General features: G+C 64.0%; 12 protein-coding genes and 2 pseudogenes. 11 read left to right on the forward strand and 3 right to left on the reverse strand.

The annotated features are described in order from the left end of the window. Window positions 1–55: 55 nt before the first annotated feature. The 6 genes and pseudogenes from EJ077_RS05505 to EJ077_RS05530 all read left to right on the forward strand — a co-directional run bounded on the left by EJ077_RS05505 (window position 56) and on the right by EJ077_RS05530 (window position 5,941). Window positions 56–1,296 (forward strand): annotated as a pseudogene (locus EJ077_RS05505) (acyl-CoA dehydrogenase family protein). Window positions 1,297–1,353: 57 nt separating this feature from the next. Then, window positions 1,354–2,391 (forward strand): zinc-binding dehydrogenase, encoded by a 1,038-nt coding sequence (locus EJ077_RS05510; protein WP_208700241.1) that lies wholly within the window; start codon window positions 1,354–1,356, stop codon window positions 2,389–2,391. A 185-nt stretch (window positions 2,392–2,576) separates the two neighbouring features. Beyond that, on the forward strand, window positions 2,577–3,743 hold the full coding sequence (locus tag EJ077_RS05515; protein WP_208700243.1) for a glycosyltransferase 87 family protein: 1,167 nt from the start codon (window positions 2,577–2,579) through the stop codon (window positions 3,741–3,743). Further along, a complete protein-coding gene (locus tag EJ077_RS05520; protein WP_208700245.1) occupies window positions 3,736–4,719 on the forward strand; it encodes a glycosyltransferase family 2 protein in 984 nt (327 codons plus the stop codon). Before EJ077_RS05515 ends, EJ077_RS05520 begins: the two co-directional genes overlap by 8 nt. Further along, complete coding sequence (locus tag EJ077_RS05525) at window positions 4,716–5,534, forward strand: ChbG/HpnK family deacetylase (protein ID WP_208700247.1); 819 nt, start codon at window positions 4,716–4,718, stop codon at window positions 5,532–5,534. The genes EJ077_RS05520 and EJ077_RS05525 overlap by 4 nt, the downstream gene beginning before the upstream one ends. Continuing rightward, window positions 5,531–5,941, forward strand: coding sequence for a GtrA family protein (locus EJ077_RS05530; protein WP_208700249.1), 411 nt, complete (start codon window positions 5,531–5,533; stop codon window positions 5,939–5,941). The genes EJ077_RS05525 and EJ077_RS05530 overlap by 4 nt, the downstream gene beginning before the upstream one ends. A 6-nt stretch (window positions 5,942–5,947) precedes the next feature. Here the strand turns inward: EJ077_RS05530 and EJ077_RS05535 are convergent, their stop codons facing one another. The 3 genes from EJ077_RS05535 to EJ077_RS05545 all read right to left on the reverse strand — a co-directional run bounded on the left by EJ077_RS05535 (window position 5,948) and on the right by EJ077_RS05545 (window position 11,262). After that, window positions 5,948–9,079 carry an efflux RND transporter permease subunit gene (locus tag EJ077_RS05535; protein ID WP_208700251.1) on the reverse strand — a complete coding sequence of 1,044 codons (3,132 nt, stop codon included), beginning with the start codon at window positions 9,077–9,079 and terminating at the stop codon, window positions 5,948–5,950. Beyond that, window positions 9,076–10,236: an efflux RND transporter periplasmic adaptor subunit gene (locus EJ077_RS05540; RefSeq protein ID WP_208700253.1), complete on the reverse strand. Its 1,161-nt coding sequence runs from the start codon at window positions 10,234–10,236 to the stop codon at window positions 9,076–9,078. The genes EJ077_RS05535 and EJ077_RS05540 overlap by 4 nt, the downstream gene beginning before the upstream one ends. Window positions 10,237–10,437: 201 nt before the next feature. Further along, complete coding sequence (locus tag EJ077_RS05545) at window positions 10,438–11,262, reverse strand: MurR/RpiR family transcriptional regulator (protein ID WP_208700255.1); 825 nt, start codon at window positions 11,260–11,262, stop codon at window positions 10,438–10,440. Window positions 11,263–11,408: 146 nt separating this feature from the next. Between EJ077_RS05545 and EJ077_RS05550 the strand changes: the two genes are divergently transcribed. The 5 genes and pseudogenes from EJ077_RS05550 to EJ077_RS05570 all read left to right on the forward strand — a co-directional run bounded on the left by EJ077_RS05550 (window position 11,409) and on the right by EJ077_RS05570 (window position 18,031). After that, entirely contained in the window at window positions 11,409–12,227 is an 819-nt protein-coding gene (locus EJ077_RS05550) for an N-formylglutamate amidohydrolase (protein ID WP_208700257.1), read from the forward strand. Between the two features lie 21 nt (window positions 12,228–12,248). Then, a complete protein-coding gene (locus tag EJ077_RS05555; protein ID WP_208700259.1) occupies window positions 12,249–13,805 on the forward strand; it encodes an amino acid permease in 1,557 nt (518 codons plus the stop codon). Window positions 13,806–13,893: 88 nt separating this feature from the next. Next, window positions 13,894–15,264 carry a glutamine synthetase family protein gene (locus EJ077_RS05560; RefSeq protein WP_208700262.1) on the forward strand — a complete coding sequence of 457 codons (1,371 nt, stop codon included), beginning with the start codon at window positions 13,894–13,896 and terminating at the stop codon, window positions 15,262–15,264. 189 nt (window positions 15,265–15,453) lie between these two features. Then, on the forward strand, window positions 15,454–16,842 hold the full coding sequence (locus EJ077_RS05565) for an aldehyde dehydrogenase family protein (protein ID WP_208700264.1): 1,389 nt from the start codon (window positions 15,454–15,456) through the stop codon (window positions 16,840–16,842). A gap of 18 nt (window positions 16,843–16,860) precedes the next feature. After that, a pseudogene (locus EJ077_RS05570) lies at window positions 16,861–18,031 on the forward strand (iron-containing alcohol dehydrogenase). Window positions 18,032–18,237: the final 206 nt, after the last annotated feature.

The raw sequence follows: 18,237 nt of genomic DNA on the forward strand, positions 1-18,237 counted from the left end.
ACGGTCATCCTTGCCACGGATAAAATGCCTGGCGTGCATGAAGGGTTGGCGACCGATGACGCAGATGAATCTCGGCATGACCGAGCGGCTGAAGCCGATCCACGCACGCGTCGCGGCCATGGTGCGCGACGAGATCATGCCGCTTGACAAGGAGTTCCTCAGCGAAGTCGGCAAGGCCGGCGACCGCTGGGTCTACAGCAAGCGCCAGAGCGAGATTCTCGAAGGGCTGAAGAAGACCGCCCGGGAACGCGGCCTGTGGAACTTCTGGCTGACCGGTTCGGAACGCGGCTACGGCCTGTCCACCGTCGAATACGCCTATCTGGCCGAGGAAATGGGCAAGGCACATCTCGGCGCCGAAACCTTCAACTGTTCCGCCCCCGACACCGGCAATATGGAGGTTCTGGAACGCTACGGCTCGGCCGAGCACAAGCGGGAATGGCTCGAGCCGCTGCTGGACGGCAAGATCCGCTCGGCCTATCTGATGACGGAGCCTGATGTCGCCTCCTCCGACGCCACCAACATTTCCATGCGCTGCCAGCGGCAGGGCAGCGATTATGTGCTCAACGGCGAGAAATGGTGGGCGTCCGGCGCCGGCGATCCGCGCTGCGCCATCTATATTGTCATGGTGCGAACCGGCGGCGATGAAGAGCCGCAGCACCGCCGCCATTCGATGATCCTGGTTCCGTCGGCCACGAAAGGCGTGACCAAGGTCCGCGCCATGCAGGTCTATGGCGACGATGACGCGCCGCACGGCCACATGCATCTTCGCTTCGACAATGTGCGGGTATCGGCGTCGAACTTGATCCTCGGCGAGGGCAGGGGCTTCGAGATCGCGCAAGGCCGGCTCGGGCCGGGCCGCATCCATCATTGCATGCGCGCCATCGGCCAGGCCGAGATGGCGCTGGAGATGCTGTGCCAGCGTTCGTTGCGCCGCGAGGCCTTCGGCCAGAAGCTGGCGAAACTCGGGGCCAATTTCGACATCATCGCCGAATGCCGCATGGAGATCGAAATGGCCCGGCTGCTCTGCCTCAAGGCGGCGTGGATGATCGACCAGGGCGACGCGCGGGCCGCGGCCCCTGGATCAGCCAGATCAAGGTCATCGCGCCACGCGTGGCGCTCAAGGTCACCGACGAGGCGGTGCAGATGTTCGGCGCGCAGGGGATCAGCCAGGACACGCCTCTCGCGCGCTCGTGGACGCATCTGAGGACGCTGCGCCTCGCCGACGGACCTGACGCAGTCCATCGCCGCCAGGTGGCGCGGACGGAGCTGAAGAAATACACGCAGGAGAAGGTCTGAGCGGCAGTTCGGCCGGCCACATACGGTTCTTCCCGCGGCAACCAAGGAGTGTCACCAATGACGATCCCGTCCGAAATGAAGGCGCTGTTCCTGGTCGGTGACGGCTACACCAGGACGCCGAGCGGCAGTGCGCTCGAGGCGATGGAGCCGTATCTCGAGGCGGGCAGCATCGCCGTGCCGGCACCGGGGCCGAGCCAGGTGCTGATCAAGGTCAGCCTGGCTTCGATCAATCCATCGGATGTCGCCTTCATCAAGGGCCAGTACGGGCAGCCGCGCGCCAAGGGCCAGCCGGCAGGCTTCGAGGGTGTCGGCACGGTCGTCGCGGGCGGCGAGGAGCCCTATCCCAGGAGCCTCGTCGGCAAGCGTGTCGCTTTCGCCACCGGTCTCAGCAATTGGGGCTCGTGGGCTGAATACGCGGTCGCCGAGGCGGCGGCCTGCATTCCGCTTCTCGATACGGTGCGCGACGAGGATGGCGCCGCGATGATCGTCAATCCGCTGACCGCGATCGCCATGTTCGACATCGTCAAACAGGAAGGCGAGAAGGCTTTCGTCATGACCGCAGGCGCCAGCCAACTCTGCAAGCTGATCATCGGCCTGGCCAGGGAGGAAGGGTTCCGGCCTGTCGTCACCGTGCGCCGCGACGAGCAGATCGCGTTGCTGAAAGGGCTTGGCGCGGCGCATGTCCTCAACGAGAAGGCGCCGGATTTCGAGACCACGCTGCGCGCGGTGATGAAGGCCGAACAGCCGCGCATCTTCCTCGATGCGGTCACCGGGCCGCTGGCTTCGGCGATCTTCAATGCGATGCCTAAACGGGCTCGCTGGATCATCTACGGCCGGCTCGATCCCGAGGCCACGGTCATCCGCGAGCCCGGCCAGCTGATCTTCCAGCACAAACACATCGAGGGCTTCTGGCTGAGCGAATGGATGCGCCAGTTCCGCGATCGCCGTGGTTCGGCGGTTCTCGAGGCGCAGAAGCGTTTTTCCGATGGACGCTGGTCGACCGACGTGACGGCGGTCATTCCGCTGGCAGAGGCAATGGCGCGCGTGCCGACGGACCTGGCCAAGCCCAACGGCAAGGTTTTCATCCGGCCTTGAAGCGGTGACCTTGCTCTCGATGGTCGACACATTCACGTGTCCGGGTGCCATCGGACCGACCGGATCGCCGCTTGCGCCATCGACCCCCTATGCCGCGCCGCTTTGTCCGTGATATGCCGCCGCCATCGAATGCCGGGACGACGTCAGGCTGAGGCGTCTTCCGCAATGGCGTGCGGGGTGTATTGATGACGATTTCCAAGCCGGTTTTCGACCGTTTGGGGCTGGGCCTGTGGGTCGGGGCGTTCCTGGTCGTCCTCGGGATGGTGCTATGGTCGCCCTACACGCGCACGGTGATGCAGGCCTACGGATTTGGCAGCGAGGCATTCCTCAGCGGCCAGCCACTGTACAATCTCCAGTCGGAGATGGGCTATCTCTACGCGCCGGCCTTTGCCGCGCTCTATGTTCCGGTGCTTAAGCTCGGTCCGCATCTGGGCGGACTGGTGTGGCACGTGCTGGGCTTTGCGGTGCTGACCTTCGCCGCGATGCGCCAGGTGCGCAAGCTCGGTGGCGGGGAATCGACGTGGCTGCTTTCCTTCGGGCTCTTCCTTGCCTTGCCGATGGCGCTGGGTGCGATCCGCAACGGCCAGGCGACGATCCTCCTGACCGGCGCCTGCTGGCTCCTGACCTTGTCGGCGCTCGAGGGACGGCGGGCCGAGACCTTCTTCTGGGCTTCGGTCGCCATCATTGCCAAACCGACCGCGATCGTCATGCTTTTGTTGGTGGGAGCCCTGCGCCTGCGCCTGATCCCCGTGCTCGTGCTGGCGGTGCTGTTCGTGCTCGCCATTCCATATGCCTTCGCACCTGCCGCCTACCTCAACGAGCAGTACGGTGATTTTGCCAGCATGCTGACCTCGATGGCGGTCGACAAGTCCGGCCACTTTGTGCCCACCGACTTCACGGCGCCTTTCACGTCGGCGGGCGTGCCCATGCCTGAATTCGCCGCCACTATCGTGCGCATCGTCGCGGCAATGCTTACGCTATCGACCGTTCTCTGGTTCGACCGCAAGCTCCAGCCTGGATTGGCGGGACTGGCCATCTTCCTGACGGCCGCCTTCTACATGTGCGTCTTCAATCCGCGCGTCGAGCCAAATACCTACGCCATGATCGCGGTGCCTGCCGGCCTCGCTATCGCCACACTGTGGCGGGAGGAGCGTGGCGGCGTCCTGGCTTCGGTGCTGTCGATGGTGTTGTTCCTCACAGGTTTGACGGGCGTCGAGCGCCACATGCATGATTTCTTCTTCCCCTGGTTCCGGCCGCTCGCGGTCACCTTCGTCGTCTGTCCGCTGATCTGGTGGTTCTGGGCCAAGGCGCGCGAAAAGATGGTGAATGTCGGACCCGTCGCACATGGCTGAGTTGCGTCAGAAACTCGATATCGTGGCGCCCTTCTTCAACGAGGCGCAATCGGCGTCGGCCTTTGCCGCGCTGCTCGACAGGCTCGAGGAAGCGGTATCAAGCCGTTTCGGCATGGTCGTCCACAAGATCCTGGTCGACGACGGCAGTCGTGACGATGGCGCCGAGCGGTTTTCGCTGGCGCTGTCGGGTTCCTGGGAGATCGTTCGCCTCAGCCGCAATTTCGGCAAGGAGGTCGCGGTGCTCGCCGGCCTCGACCAGGCGCGCGGCGACATGGTGCTGATCATGGATTCAGACCTGCAGCATTCCATGGACATCAGCCTGCAGATGATTGCCGAGTTGGTGAAGCACCCCGATATCGACGTCGTCTACGCCCAGAACGACCGGCGCGAGGCCAGCTGGCGGCGCAGTCAGCTGGCGAAGCTGTTCTATAGCCTGATCAACAGCAGCCAGCGTTTCGATATCCCCGAGAACGCGGGAGATTTTCGCGTCATGCGCGGCAGCGTCGCGCGCGCGCTGACCAGCCTGCGCGACAAGCGGCGCTTCAACAAGGGCCTGTTCGCCTGGGCGGGCTTCCGCCAGAAAGCCATACCCTATTCGCCGGAAAACCGGGCTGTCGGCACCTCGAAATGGAGCCGGCTCAACCTGATCGCCTTTTCGCTGGAAGGCTTTACGTCGTTTTCCGTCATCCCGCTGCGCATCATCAGCCTGAGCGGGATGCTGGCGGCGCTGGCGGGCATCGTTTACGGCGCCAAGGTGTTCTTCGAAGTGATGTTCTACGGCATCGCCGTGCCTGGCTATCCCAGCCTGATGGTCGCCGTCGTCCTGCTCGGTGGCCTCAACCTGACCTTGCTTGGCCTGATCGGCGAATATGTCTGGGTCACGCTGTCGGAGAGCAAGGACCGCCCGGTCTACATCGTGCGCGATGTCGTGCGCAGCGACATCTCGGACAGGCCGCCAGGCGCGTCCGGGATATGACGCGGCGCATTCGCCTGATCGCCGACGACTACGGCCTGGCGCCAGGGGTGTGCGCCGGAATTCTAGACCTGCTCGACCGGCGACGGCTGACCGGCACCAGCTGCATGACCGGTTTTCCGGAATGGGCCGGGGCGGCGGCGCGTATAAGACCGTTGTGCGGCCACGCGGCGATCGGGCTGCACCTGACACTTACGGACCAGCCGGCCGTCACAGGCAAATCGAGCCTGGCGCCTGAGGGCCGGCTGCCGCCGCTTCGTTCGCTCGCCCTGCCGGTCCTGCGCGGCCGGATCGACGGACGCGACATCCATGCCGAACTCGACGCGCAGTACAGTCGGTTCGTCGAGGCGCTCGGCCGCAAGCCCGACTTCATCGACGGTCATCAGCACGTGCATTTCCTGCCCGTCGTGCGCGGATGGTTGCGGGCGCATTTCCCCGACGCTGCCGGCAGGCCGGTGCTGCGCGGCGCTCCGGCGCTGGGCGATGCCGCCGTCGCACCGAAGATCGCGGCAATCGCTGCCGTGGCCGCCGGCTTCAACCAATCGATGCAGCGCGCCGGCTTTGCCGTTTGGAAGCCGCTCGCCGGCATCTACGACTGGCGGCAACCCGAAAAATTTGCGCCATTGCTGGAGGCTGCGGTCGAAGCGTTGCCGGATCGTGGGCTGTTCATGTGCCACCCCGGCCATGTCGACGAAACACTGCGCGCGCGCGACCCGATGCAAGGCGTGCGCGAAGTGGAATTCGGGGTGCTGGCCTCGGATGCGTTCGGCGCGAGCCTGGCCCGCGCCGGTGTCGAGATCATGGACGGCAAGGGATGAGCGGCGCCGAACGACCCCAGCGTTCAACGGGCAGCAAGATCGCCCGTTTTGCGCTTGTCGGACTGGCGAATACGGCCATCGACCTTGCCGGCTTTTCCCTGCTGCTCAAGCTGCACGTCCCGCCGCTTGCCGCCAATGTCCTCTCTTGGTCGGTCGCCGTCATCTTCTCTTTCGTGGCGAATGGCTTCTGGTCGTTCGAGCGCAATCACGCCATCCGGCTGCATGACGCCTTCCTGCGGTTTGTCACGGCCGGGGCGCTGATTTCGCTCGGCGTCTCCAGCCTGTCGATCGCACTCTTCGCCGGTATCACCGGCGTGTGGCCGGCAAAGATCGGCGGGGTCATCGTGGCGGCTGTGCTGAACTTCCTTGCCGCGCACTGGTCGATCGAAGGCCGGCTGCTGAAATAGCTATCTCTATTCCGCCGGTTCCACATTGGTGTAGGCGGCTTCCTCGAGTTCGCGCTTCACCCGCGCTTCTTCATGGGTCTTCGGCGTGACGAAGCGGCCAAGCAGGAGATAGGCGACCGGTGTCAGGAACAGCGTCGAGATGGTGGCCAGGCCAAGCCCTCCTACGATCACCCAGCCGAGCGCCACGCGTGCCTCTGCGCCCGCGCCGGCGGCCAGCACAAGCGGCACACCGCCAAGTATGGTGCAGATCAACGTCATCATCACCGGCCGCAGGCGGATGGTGGAAGCCTGCTCGATCGCTTCACGCACGCCCAGGCCGCGATCACGCAGCTGATTGGCGAATTCGACGATCAGGATGCCGTTCTTGGCCATGACGCCGACCAGAAGCACCAGGCCGATCTGGCTGAAGGCGTTGAGGCTGGTGCCCGACAGCAGCAGCGCGAAAATGGCGCAGGCAAGGCCGAGCGGCACTGTCGCCATGATGATGACGGCACTGACGAAACTTTCGAACTGGGCGGCCAGCACCAAAAGGATGATGACCAGCGCGAAGCCGAAGATGGTGACCATGGCGCTGTTGGTTTCGCCCAAAGTCGCGGCTTCGGCCAGCGGCAGGATGCGGCTGCCGGGCGGCAGGAGCGGCGTGGCGATCTCCTCGGCACGCGTCAGCGCATCGCCAAGCGCGAAATTGCCTGAGAGGTTGGAAGTGACTGCCACCGAAGGCTGCTGCTGTTCGCGCGACAGCGACGGCGGCACGGCGCGTTCGGTCAGCGTGGCGATGGTCGACATCGGCACGAAGCGGCCATCCGCGGTCTTGAGGAAGACATTTTCCAGATCGGTCGGGTCGTTGATCGGATTGGTGGTCGAGACCAGCTTCACGCCGTAGCTGCGGTCGGCGATGTAGACATCGACGACGTCGTTGCCGTCGAGCATGGCTTGCATGGTGTTGGCGAGCCCGGAGATGTCGATGCCGAGATCGGAAGCGCGCTCACGGTCGATGGCCACGGCCAGCTGCGGCTGCGTCGGGTCGATCGACAGGCGTGGCGTCTGGAAGCGCTGATCCTTCTGCATCTCGGCGATGATCTTGACCGCCGCATCTCCGAGCGCCTTGCGGTCGTTGCCGACCAGAGCGAATTGCAGGCCGTTGCCGGCGCCGCGGATGCCGAGACTGTTGGGCTGGACCGGGAAGATGCGCACGCTGGGCACCTGTTTGGTCAGCTGGCTGATCTCGGCCATGATCTCCTGCTGGCTGCGGCTGCGCTCGTCCCACGGCGCCAGCGTCATCACCATGAAGCCCGAGTTGTAGGAACCGTTCTGGCCGGCGTTCTCGAAGGTCGAGCGAATCTCGCCGGAATCGCGCATCGGCTGGATCAGCCGCTCGATCTTCTGCATCTGCTGCGTCGTGTAGTCGAGGCTGACGCCTTGCGGGGCGTTGATGCGCAACAGCACGGCGGCGCGATCCTCGGTGGGCGTCAGTTCCTGGCGGATCGTGCCGAACAGCGTGAAGGCGACGCCGGCAAACAGCACCGCGACCAGAACCACGATCCACGGCGCGTCGAGACATGCCTGGAGCGCGCGCTTGTAGCCGGCATTGAGGACGCCGCCGATGCGCGCGCCGATGCCGTGGCCGCCTTCGTGGTGAAGCGACGCGCTGGTGAGCATGCGCGAGGCAAGCATCGGGCAAAGCGTCAGCGCCACCACGCAGGACAGAAGCACCGACATCGCAAGCACGAAGCCGAATTCGCGGAACAGGCCGCCGGTCTGTCCCGGCAGGAACGAGATCGGCACGAAGACCGCGACCAATGTCAGCGTTGTGGCAACGACGGCGAAGAACACTTCCTGTGCGCCGAGCACGGCAGCCGCGCGCGGGCCCATGCCCTCATTGCGCCGTCGCACGATGTTTTCCAGCACCACGATTGCGTCATCGACGACAAGGCCGGTGGCCAGCACCAGAGCGAGCAGCGTCAGGATGTTGACCGAGAAGCCGGCCAGATAGATGGCGGCTATGGTGCCGATCATGGCAACCGGCATCGACAGGCCCGGGATCAGCGTGGCGCGCCAGTCGAGCAGGAAGACGTAGATGACGATCAGCACCATGGTGACCGACAGGCCGAGCGCGATCTCGACTTCGTGCACCGCACCCTTGACGAAGACGGCGTCGTCGCTGGTGATCTTGATCGCCATGCCCTTGGGCAGGTTCGCCTGCAGCTTGGCGACTGCGGCCTGGACGCCGGTCGAAATGTCCAGCGTGTTCGATTCCGCCTGCCGGATGATGCCGATGCCGATGCCGGTCTTGCCATCCGAACGCAGCGCCGTCTGGCCGACATCGGGGCCGAGCGTGACGGTCGCGACATCGCGAATGCGCGTCGTGCCGCCGATGATGATGTTCTCGAATTCGGCGGGCGTGGTCACGTCGGCCGTCGTGCGCACGATCAGGTCCTGATTGGTCGTGGTGATCGATCCGGCCGGGGAATCGAAGGCGACCGAGGCAAGCGCCGACCTCAGGCCAGCAACCGTGAAGCCGAGGCTGGCGAGCTTGTTCTGGTCGACGTCGATGCGGAAGATCTTGTCGCGGTCGCCATAGACCTGGACGTCGGCGACGCCCGGCACGGCGGCCAATTCGTCCTCGATCTGATCCTGGACAACGACCGTCATGTCCTGGATCGACATATTCTCCGAGGTCACCGCCAGCCGCATGACCGCGTCGGAATTGGCGTCGGCCTTGACGATGCGCGGCGGATCGGCGGTGTCCGGCATCTGGTTGGCGACGCGGCCGACCGCATCGCGCACGTCCGAGGCGGCGACGTTGAGGTCGACACCGTCGTTGAACTCGATGGTGACACGGCTCGAGCCGAAGGAAGAGGAAGACGAGATTGACTTGACGCCGGAGACGCGAGCGACGGCGCCCTCGATCGTGTCGGTCAATTCGCGGTCGACCGTTTCGGCGGCCGCGCCTTCGAAGGTGGTGGAGACTGTGACGACGGCGCGGTCGACGTCGGGCAATTCGCGGATCTCGACACCGTAGAAGGCCGCAAGGCCGGCAACCGCGATGAGGACGTTGAGCACGAAGGCCATGACCGGCCTGCGGATGAACAGCGCGGTGAAGCCAGTATCGGCGCCGGCATTGACGGGTCCGGTCATGATCCTTCCGCCGCGGTGGCGGCGCGCTGCTCCTGGCCGGCGATGCGGACTTCACCGCCCTCGCTGACACTTTGGGTGCCCTCGGTGACCACCATGTCGCCGCTGTCGATCTCCGCGTCGATCAGCACGGTCTCGGTGTTGCGCTGGATGACGCGAACCGGCAACCGCCTGGCCTTGCCGTCCTCGACCTGCCAGACATAGGCGCCGTCCGAACCCCACAGGATCGCCAGCGGGCTGACGGCCGGATAGGTCTCGCCGGGGAATTTCATGGTGATGGAGAACGACATGCCGGCGCGCAGCGAATCGGCCGGGTTGGCGATCTTGGCCTTGACCAGAAGCGTGCGGCTCTTTTCGTCGATATGATTGTCGATGGCCGACACTGTTCCGCTATAGGCGTTGCTCGGATTGGCGATCGACGTCGCCGTCAATTGCGCGCCGACCTTGACCGCGGCGGCGAAGCGCTCGGGCACCTGGAAATCGACCAGGATAGAGGACCGGTCGTCCAGCGTGGCGATTGCCGATTGATTGGTGACATAGTTGCCGGCCGAGATCGGCAGGATGCCGACGGTGCCTGATATCGGCGCGACGATCGAGCGACGCTGCAGCGCAAGCTCGGCATCCTGAAGCGCCAGCTTGGCGCCGGCCAGCACCACTTCGGCATCGGCGACCGCGACCGGCGTGGCGGCGTTGGAGGCGCGCAGCGACTTGACGCGGTCGAGCTTGGCTTGCGCATCCTGCAACGCGAGCTTGGCCCGATTCTGGGCGATGATCTCCGTCTCGGAATCGAGCGTGGCGATGGTCTGCCCCTTGTCGACGTGGCTGCCGGATTCGACCAGCAGTTCGGCAAGGCGGCCCGAACTATAGGGATTGACGGTCACCGAGGAGTTGGCGCGGCCGGTGCCGATGGCCTGCAGGCGGTCGTTGATGGTGGCCGTACCGGCAGGCAAGGCGATGACGTCGACCTGCCGGGGACCATTGCGGTTGCCAGCCTGTCTCGCGTCGGCCGCACTGTTTCCGGCCGGAGGCGTCGCCGCATAGGCCCAGTCTATCCCCCAACGCGCCAGCACTTCGGGAGCTCCGGGATAGAAGCGCGCCCAGGCAGCTCCGGCGGCAACCACGATCACAAGCGCAACGACAATTTGCTTTGAGGTGCGCATCGACACTCCGGTTTCAGGAATCGTCAGCCCTTCCCGGAGGAACGGCACAGCGACGGCACCGGCGCGCGGCGAAATCCGGCCACGCCGTAGCCGCATATCAGCGGTTTATGGCAATTATCACGCAATCGTGCACATTAAATCTCGGTAACGTGAAACCGAGACGCCCTGGCGGAGCCGATGCGATGATCCGGAGGATTCTGCCTATCGCAGGCCTTCCATCTCGCGGATGCGCCGGGCGCCGTCGGCCTCGAGCTGTCTTGTGACGGCGCCGATCAGCGTTTCGGCGACGACGAAAAGCGCCGCCGAGGAATCCCATGCGGAGGGCACGGCGGTTCGCCCGGCGATGACATGGCGGGCGAAGCGGGAGATGGGCGACAGCCACTGGTCGGTGAAGAGCACGATCTGCACGCCGCGCTGGTGGGCCTTCTCGGCGAAGCGGACGAGGCTGTCCTGATAGCGCCTGATGTCGAAGATCACCAGCACATCGCGCTTGCCCATGTCGATCAGCCTGTCGCGCCACATGCTCTCCTGCCCGGCAAGGTGGATGACGTCGGGCTGGATGATGGCGAGGTGGGCGGCCATGTAGCGCGCCAGGGGGTCGGTGAAGCGTCCGCCGATCAGAAATGTCTTGCCGCGCCGCTCGGCAAGCCTGGTGGCAATGTCGGCAAGCTGCTTGTCGGACAAATGCCGGAAGGTCTCGCGCATGTTGTCGAGCGTCGCTTCCAGCATTGGCGATCCAGTGCCGCCGGGCGAGGGCGGATTGAGTGTGCGGGTTGCCGGCGACTGCAATTGCGCCGCCAGTTCATCCTGCAGGCTCGACTGGAACTCGGGATAATTCTGGAAGCCCAACCGGGCGACGAAACGCAGGATTGTCGGCGAGGACACGCCGGCCGCGGCCGAGAATTCGGCGACCGTCTTCAGCCCGATCATCGGATAGAAGGCGATCAGCGTCTGGGCCGCCCGTCGTTCGCCGGCGGGCATCGCGCCGATGCGGTCGGCGATCAGTTCGGCAATGTTGGAAATCATGGTTTTCCCCACCCTTGGCCCGGCCGACGGTCTTTTCCCCAGATCGCATTTGACAAAGCCGGACAAACTGTATGAAATCATCCGTAGGGACGCAATGAGGCAAAATACGTAACATACGATACAGCGCTCCCCGGGGACGGCAGAGTATGGAGAAAGCACGGCCCGCCAGCCTTGCATTGCCTGATACCGTGGTGGTGACGAACCCCAGCGGATCGAGCCCTTTCGTACTGACCTGCGACCACGCTTCCAATTTCCTGCCGGCCGAATTCGGCACGCTCGGCCTGGCCGCCGAGGACCTGTCGCGCCACATCGCCTGGGATCCCGGCGCGCTGCCGGTTGCGCTGCGCATGGCGCAGGCGCTCGATGCGACGCTGGTTGAAACCCGCATTTCGCGGTTGATCATCGACTGCAACCGGCCGCTCGATGCGCCTGACCTGGTGCCGCCGGTCAGCGAAATCACAGCCATACCAGGCAATACCGGCCTCTCTGAAAAACAGCGCGCGGCTCGGGTCGCCCTGTCCTGGCAGCCGTTTCACGGCACCATCGAGCGCATTGTCGAAGACAGGCTGGCGCGCGGCCAGGAGACCCGCCTGGTTTCAGTCCACTCCTTCACGCCGGTTTACAAGGGCCGCCACCGGCCATGGCATATCGGCATCATCCATGACGAGGATCGCCGGTTGGCGGCGCCGCTGATCGGCGCGCTGCAGCGGTTGGCCGGCGTCACCGTCGGCGTCAACGAACCCTATTCGCCTGCCGACCGCGTCTATTTCACGCTCGAACGGCATGCGCGCTCGCGCGGGCTGCCCTGCGCGATGATCGAAATCCGCAACGATGAAATCTCCGGGGAAACCGGGCAGCGGAAATGGGCGGATCTGCTCACCGGCATTTTTTCGGATCTGGAACCGGAGGAGGCCACGCGGCCCAGATCGCATTCAGTCAGAAAGTCAGTCCAATCGGCCAGCTGAGAAACAAACAGGGGACTTCCAATGGCAGCACCGGGTTATACAGACGTTGACAAGGCGGAGGACGTAAAGGCCCTCCACAGCATGGGCTATGCCCAGGAACTGGAGCGGCGTCTCAGCCGCTTTTCGAATTTCGCGGTTTCCTTCTCCATCATCTGCATCCTGTCGGGCGGCATCAATTCGCTGGCCCAGGCAACTTCCGGCGCCGGCGGCATCGGCATCGGCATCGGCTGGCTGGTCGGCTGCTTTGTCTCGCTGACCTTTGCGGTCGCCATGTCGCAGATCAGCTCGGCCTATCCGACCGCCGGCGGCCTCTATCACTGGGGCTCGATCCTCGGCAATCGGGGCACCGGCTGGGTGACGGCCTGGCTCAACCTGCTCGGCCTGATCACCGTGCTAGGCGCCATCAATGTCGGCACCTGGACGTTCTTCGTCGGCGCCTTCGGGCCGGCGCTCGGCATCGAGGGCACGCTGACCAACCAGATGATCTTCCTGGTCATCATCACAGGCGCCCAGGCGCTGATCAACCATCTCGGCATCAAGCTGACGGCCAAGCTGACGGATTTCTCCGGCTACCTCATCTTCTTCGGCTCGATCCTGATCGCGGTCGTCTGCCTATTCTCCGCCGAGACCTGGGATTTCAGCCGTCTCTTCACGTTCCACAACTATTCGGGTGACGCCGGCGCCGGCGTCTGGCCTTCGGTCTCGAATGCTTGGGTGTTCGCACTAGGCCTCTTGCTGCCGATCTACACGATCACCGGCTACGACGCTTCGGCCCACACCTCCGAGGAAACCATCAAGGCGGCTTCCTCGGTGCCGCGCGCCATGGTCATGTCGGTGATCTGGTCGGCCGTCTTCGGCTACCTCTTCCTGGCCGCCTTCGTGCTGATGATCCCCAATATGGACGACGCCGCCAAGCAGGGCTGGAATGTTTTCTTCTGGGCTTTCGACCAGCGCGTCAGCCCCGGCCTCAAGGAGTTCGTCTACCTCGTCGTGTTCATCGCGCAGCTTCTGTGCGGTCTCGCCACCGTCACTTCGGCCTCGCGCATGATCTTCGCCTTCTCGCGTGACGGCGGTCTGCCCGGGTCGTCGGCACTCGCCAAAGTCAGCCCGACCTATCGCACGCCGGTGGCGGCGATCTGGACGGCGTCGATCCTGTCGGTGCTGTTCGTCTGGGGTTCGACGCTGGTTTCGGTCGCCGGCACTTCGGCCTACACCATCGTCGTGTCCTGCACCGTCATCTTCCTGTTCCTATCCTTCACCGTGCCGATCGTGCTCGGCATGCTGGCCTGGGGCACGCCGAAGTGGGACAAGATGGGGCCGTGGAACATGGGGCGCGGCGTGTTCATGCTGTTTGCCTTCCTGTCGATCGTGTCGATGATCCTGATCTTCATCATCGGCATTCAGCCGCCGAACGACTGGGCGCTCTACATCACCGTCGGTTTCTTCATCCTGACGGCGATCGTCTGGTTCGCCTTCGAGCGCAACCGCTTCCAGGGCCCGCCGCTCGGCGACATCATCGCTGCGCGCCAGGCTGCGATCAAGGCAGCCGAGCAGGCCGTCGGCGAGAGCGGTCACTGATCCCATGCCCTATCACCATGGCCGGCCTCGCGCCGGCCATGGCTTCGCTTCATCCCTCACAACGACCAAGCACTGGAGTGCCAAAGGAATGGCCGGAAATTTCTCGTTCGATCAGTTGAAGAAAGCGGTCTCCAATGGCGAGATCGACACGGTGCTGGCCTGCATTGTCGACATGCAGGGGCGGCTCGCGGGAAAGCGTTTCCTGGCCCAGTATTTCGTCGATTCCGCGCATGACGAAACGCATGGCTGCAACTACCTGCTGGCGGCCGATATCGATATGGAGCCGGTGCCGGGCTACAAGGCGGCAAGCTGGTCGAAGGGCTATGGCGATTTCGTCATGAAGCCGGACCTTGCGACGCTGCGGCGTATTCCCTGGCTGGAAAAGACCGCGCTGGTGATCTGCGACGTGCTCGACCACCATACCCATGACGACCTGCCGCATTCACCGCGCGCCATCCTGAAGAAGCAGGTCAAGCGGCTGACGGAGCGTGGCTATATCGGCTATTTCGCTTCCGAGCTCGAATTCTACCTGTTCAACGAAACCTACGATTCCGCCCGCAAGAAGCACTGGCAAGGTCTCGACACCGCGTCGCCCTATATCGGCGATTACCAGATCGGCATCACCACCAAGGAAGAAGGCGTCATGCGCCGGCTTCGCAACGAGATGGAAGCGGCCGGCATCCCGATCGAGAATTCCAAGGGCGAGTGGGGCCCGGGCCAGGAAGAGATCAATGTGCGCTACGCCGAGGCGCTCGACATGGCCGACCGCCACGTCATCCTGAAGAACGGCGCCAAGGAGATTGCCGAGTCCGAGGGAAAGGCGATTTCCTTCATGTCCAAGTACAATTACGGGCTCGCCGGCAATTCCAGCCACATCCACAATTCGCTGTGGAGCGCCGACGGCAAGACGCCTTTGTTCTTCGACAGACAAGCTGACTGGACCTTGTCGACGCTCGGCCAGCAATGGGCGGCCGGACAGTTGAAGTATGCGAAGGAATTCACCTGGTTCCTGGCGCCCTACATCAATTCCTACAAGCGCTTCCAGGCCGGCACCTTCGCGCCGACCAAGATCATGTGGAGCGAGGACAACCGCACCGCCGGCTTCCGCCTGTGCGGCGAGGGCACTAAGGGCATCCGCATGGAATGCCGCATCGGCGGCGCCGACCTCAATCCTTATCTGGCTTTCGCCGCACTGATCGCCGCCGGCCTTGCCGGCATCGACGAGAAGCTTGAGCTGCAGAAGCCGTTCGTCGGCGATGCCTACCAGGCCTCGCGCCTGCCGGAGATCCCGAAGACGCTGCGCGACGCCACCGAAACGCTGGCCAAGTCGAAAATGCTGAAACAGGCGCTCGGCGAGGATGTGCTTGAGCACTACGTCCACACGGCCAAGTGGGAGCAGTTCGAATACGACCGCCGCATTACGGATTGGGAGCTGCACAGAGGGTTCGAGCGGTACTAGGGTAGCCCGCGAACCGTCGGCGCTGCCCCTCACCCTTACCCTCTCCCCGTGAAGAACGGGGAGAGGGGGCGTCGACGTTGGTGCTTTCCCTTCTCCCCGTCACTATACGGGGAGAAGGTGCCGGCAGGCGGATGAGGGGCGGTACAAGCCAACTAATTTCGATTCTAAAGAAGTGCGAGGACTTACAAAATGACCGAAACGGTCAAACTCAAATCCCCCATCGATGGCTCGATCTATGCCGAGCGCCCGATCGCCACGGATCAGGCGGTCAGCGCCGCGGTCGAGCGTGCCAAGGCGGCGCAGGAGAAGTGGGCTGAGACGCCGATCGTCGAGCGCGGCAAGTACATGCTGGCGATGCTCGAAGCGCTGGTTGCGATGAGCGACGAGATCGTGCCGGAGATCGCCTGGCAGATGGGGCGTCCCGTTCGCTATGGCGGCGAGTTCGGTGGCGTCAAGGAACGCACCACCTACATGGTCGAGATCGCGGAGGCGGCGCTGAAGTCCGTGCCGGCTTCCAATCCCAAGGATGGCTTCCGCCGCTATGTGAAGAAGGATCCGCTCGGCGTGGTCATGGTGATCGCGCCATGGAACTATCCCTATCTCACCGCCGTCAACACAATCGTGCCGGCACTGATGGCCGGCAACGCCGTCATCCTGAAACATGCGGCGCAGACATTGCTGGTCGGCGAGCGCTTCCAACAGGCCTTCGACAAGGCCGGGCTGCCCAAGGGCGTGTTCCAGAACGTTGTTCTCAATCACGCCCAGACCGAAAAGCTGCTGGGTTCGGGCAAGATCGACCATGTCAATTTCACCGGATCGGTCGGCGGCGGCCGCGCCATCGAGAAGGCGGCGGCGGGTACTTTCATGACGCTCGGCCTCGAACTCGGCGGCAAGGATCCGGCCTATGTACTGCCGGATGCCAAGATGGACCACGCTGTGGCCAACCTGGTCGACGGCGCCTTCTTCAATTCCGGCCAGTGCTGCTGCGGCATCGAACGCGTCTATGTGCACGAAAAGGTCTATGACGAGTTCGTCGAGGGCTTCATCGCCGAGACCAGGAACTATGTCGTCGGCAATCCGCTCGACCAGGCGACGACGATGGGGCCGATGGCGCAGGCGCGTTTTGCCGATCTGATCCGCGAGCAGAAGGCCGAGGCGCTGCGCAAGGGTGCGGTGGCGCACATCAACATGAAGGTGGCCAAAGACCAGCCCGGCTCGCCCTATCTGGCGCCCGAGGTGTTGACCGGAGTCGACCACCAGATGAGCGTCATGCGCGAGGAAAGTTTTGGCCCGATCGTCGGCATCATGAAGGTGCGCAACGACGAGGAGGCAATCGCGCTGATGAACGACAGCCCCTATGGGCTGACGGCCTCGATCTGGACGCGCGACACCGAACGTGCGGTGGCGATCGGCGACCGCGTCGAGACCGGCACGGTGTTCATGAACCGTTGCGACTACCTCGATCCGGCGCTGGTCTGGACCGGCGTCAAGGATACCGGCAAGGGCGTTGCCCTGTCGGCGCTCGGCTATGACAATCTGACCCGGCCGAAATCCTTCCACCTGCGCGAAGCCATCTGATTTTTCGAAAGACAAAAAATGTCCAAGCTCATCTCCAAATGGAACTACCCCACCACCGTTCGCTTCGGCGCCGGGCGTATCGCGGAATTGCCTGAAGTGCTGGCGGCGACCGGCATCAAGCGGCCGCTGTTCGTCACCGATCCGGGCTGGCCAAACTGCCGGTCGTCGCCTCCACGCTCAGGATTCTCGACGACGCCAAGGTTCCTTACGGCGTCTTTTCGGAAGTGAGGCCGAACCCGGTGGAGTCCAACCTCACGGCCGGCATCGCCGTGTTCAAGAAGGGCAGGCATGACGGTGTCATCGCTTTTGGCGGCGGCTCGGCCCTCGACCTCGGCAAGCTGATCGCCTTCCAGGCGGGGCAGACGCGTCCGGTGTGGGATTTCGAGGATGTCGGCGACTGGTGGACGCGCGCCAATTCCGACGCGATCGCGCCGATCATCGCGGTGCCGACCACCGCCGGCACCGGATCGGAAGTCGGCCGCGCCGGCGTCATCACCAATGAGGAGACGCATACCAAGAAGGTCATCTTCCATCCGAAGTTGTTGCCGGCGATCGTGATCGCCGATCCGGAGCTGTCGGTCGGGATGCCCGGCTTCATCACCGCCGGCACCGGCATGGACGCGCTCGCCCACTGCCTCGAGGCCTATTGCGCACCCGGTTACCATCCGATGGCCGACGGCATCGCCGTCGAAGGCATCAGGCTGGTGTTCGAGAACCTGCCCAAGGCCTTCGCCAACGGCAAGGACCTCGTCGCCCGCGCGCATATGATGAGCGCCGCTGCCATGGGCGCCACCGCCTTCCAGAAGGGTTGGGCGCCATCCACTCGCTGTCGCACCCGATCGGCGCGCTCTACGACACCCATCACGGCATGACCAATGCGGTGTTCATGCCCTATGTGCTCGCCTTCAACCGCGACTCCATCGAGGAGCGTATTGCACGGCTCGCGGCCTATTGCGGCATCAAGGGCGGCTTCGACGGCTTCGCCAAGGCGATCATCAAATTGCGCAAGGAATTGAAGGTGCCGCATGCGCTGCCGGGCCTGATCAAGGGGCTCGACATGGACAAGAAGCGCAAGGGGCTGATCGCCGACATGGCGGTGGTCGATCCGACGGCCGGCGGCAACCCGGTCAAGCTGACCAAGAAGGCGGCGCTGACCTTGCTCGAAAACGCCATCGCCGGGACGGTCTGAGGCCGGTTTCGGGATGCGGAAATTTGGTTGGGAAACGAGGGGAAAGGAAAGGGGAAGCGGGGAAAGACAGGCGCATTAATGATTAGCCGGAAAATTAAGGGGTGGCTAATTGCTACAGCCGGTTAAAAAGAGTTAACTTTTCGTGCTGCTGGCGGCTGGTTTCACAAAGCTTTCATCTGGCTGTCACACGAAAACGATACCGCATC

This window comes from Mesorhizobium sp. M8A.F.Ca.ET.057.01.1.1 (assembly GCF_003952565.1).
GTDB lineage: Bacteria > Pseudomonadota > Alphaproteobacteria > Rhizobiales > Rhizobiaceae > Mesorhizobium.

What these genes read in the sequence shown, in the direction of transcription:
- EJ077_RS05510 (WP_208700241.1), top strand. Translation starts at nt 1,354, where the DNA reads ATGACGATCCCGTCCGAAATGAAGGCGCTGTTCCTGGTCGGTGACGGC.
- EJ077_RS05515 (WP_208700243.1), top strand. Translation starts at nt 2,577, where the DNA reads ATGACGATTTCCAAGCCGGTTTTCGACCGTTTGGGGCTGGGCCTGTGG.
- EJ077_RS05520 (WP_208700245.1), top strand. Translation starts at nt 3,736, where the DNA reads ATGGCTGAGTTGCGTCAGAAACTCGATATCGTGGCGCCCTTCTTCAAC.
- EJ077_RS05525 (WP_208700247.1), top strand. Translation starts at nt 4,716, where the DNA reads ATGACGCGGCGCATTCGCCTGATCGCCGACGACTACGGCCTGGCGCCA.
- EJ077_RS05530 (WP_208700249.1), top strand. Translation starts at nt 5,531, where the DNA reads ATGAGCGGCGCCGAACGACCCCAGCGTTCAACGGGCAGCAAGATCGCC.
- EJ077_RS05535 (WP_208700251.1), bottom strand. Translation starts at nt 9,079, where the DNA reads ATGACCGGACCCGTCAATGCCGGCGCCGATACTGGCTTCACCGCGCTG.
- EJ077_RS05540 (WP_208700253.1), bottom strand. Translation starts at nt 10,236, where the DNA reads ATGCGCACCTCAAAGCAAATTGTCGTTGCGCTTGTGATCGTGGTTGCC.
- EJ077_RS05545 (WP_208700255.1), bottom strand. Translation starts at nt 11,262, where the DNA reads ATGATTTCCAACATTGCCGAACTGATCGCCGACCGCATCGGCGCGATG.
- EJ077_RS05550 (WP_208700257.1), top strand. Translation starts at nt 11,409, where the DNA reads ATGGAGAAAGCACGGCCCGCCAGCCTTGCATTGCCTGATACCGTGGTG.
- EJ077_RS05555 (WP_208700259.1), top strand. Translation starts at nt 12,249, where the DNA reads ATGGCAGCACCGGGTTATACAGACGTTGACAAGGCGGAGGACGTAAAG.
- EJ077_RS05560 (WP_208700262.1), top strand. Translation starts at nt 13,894, where the DNA reads ATGGCCGGAAATTTCTCGTTCGATCAGTTGAAGAAAGCGGTCTCCAAT.
- EJ077_RS05565 (WP_208700264.1), top strand. Translation starts at nt 15,454, where the DNA reads ATGACCGAAACGGTCAAACTCAAATCCCCCATCGATGGCTCGATCTAT.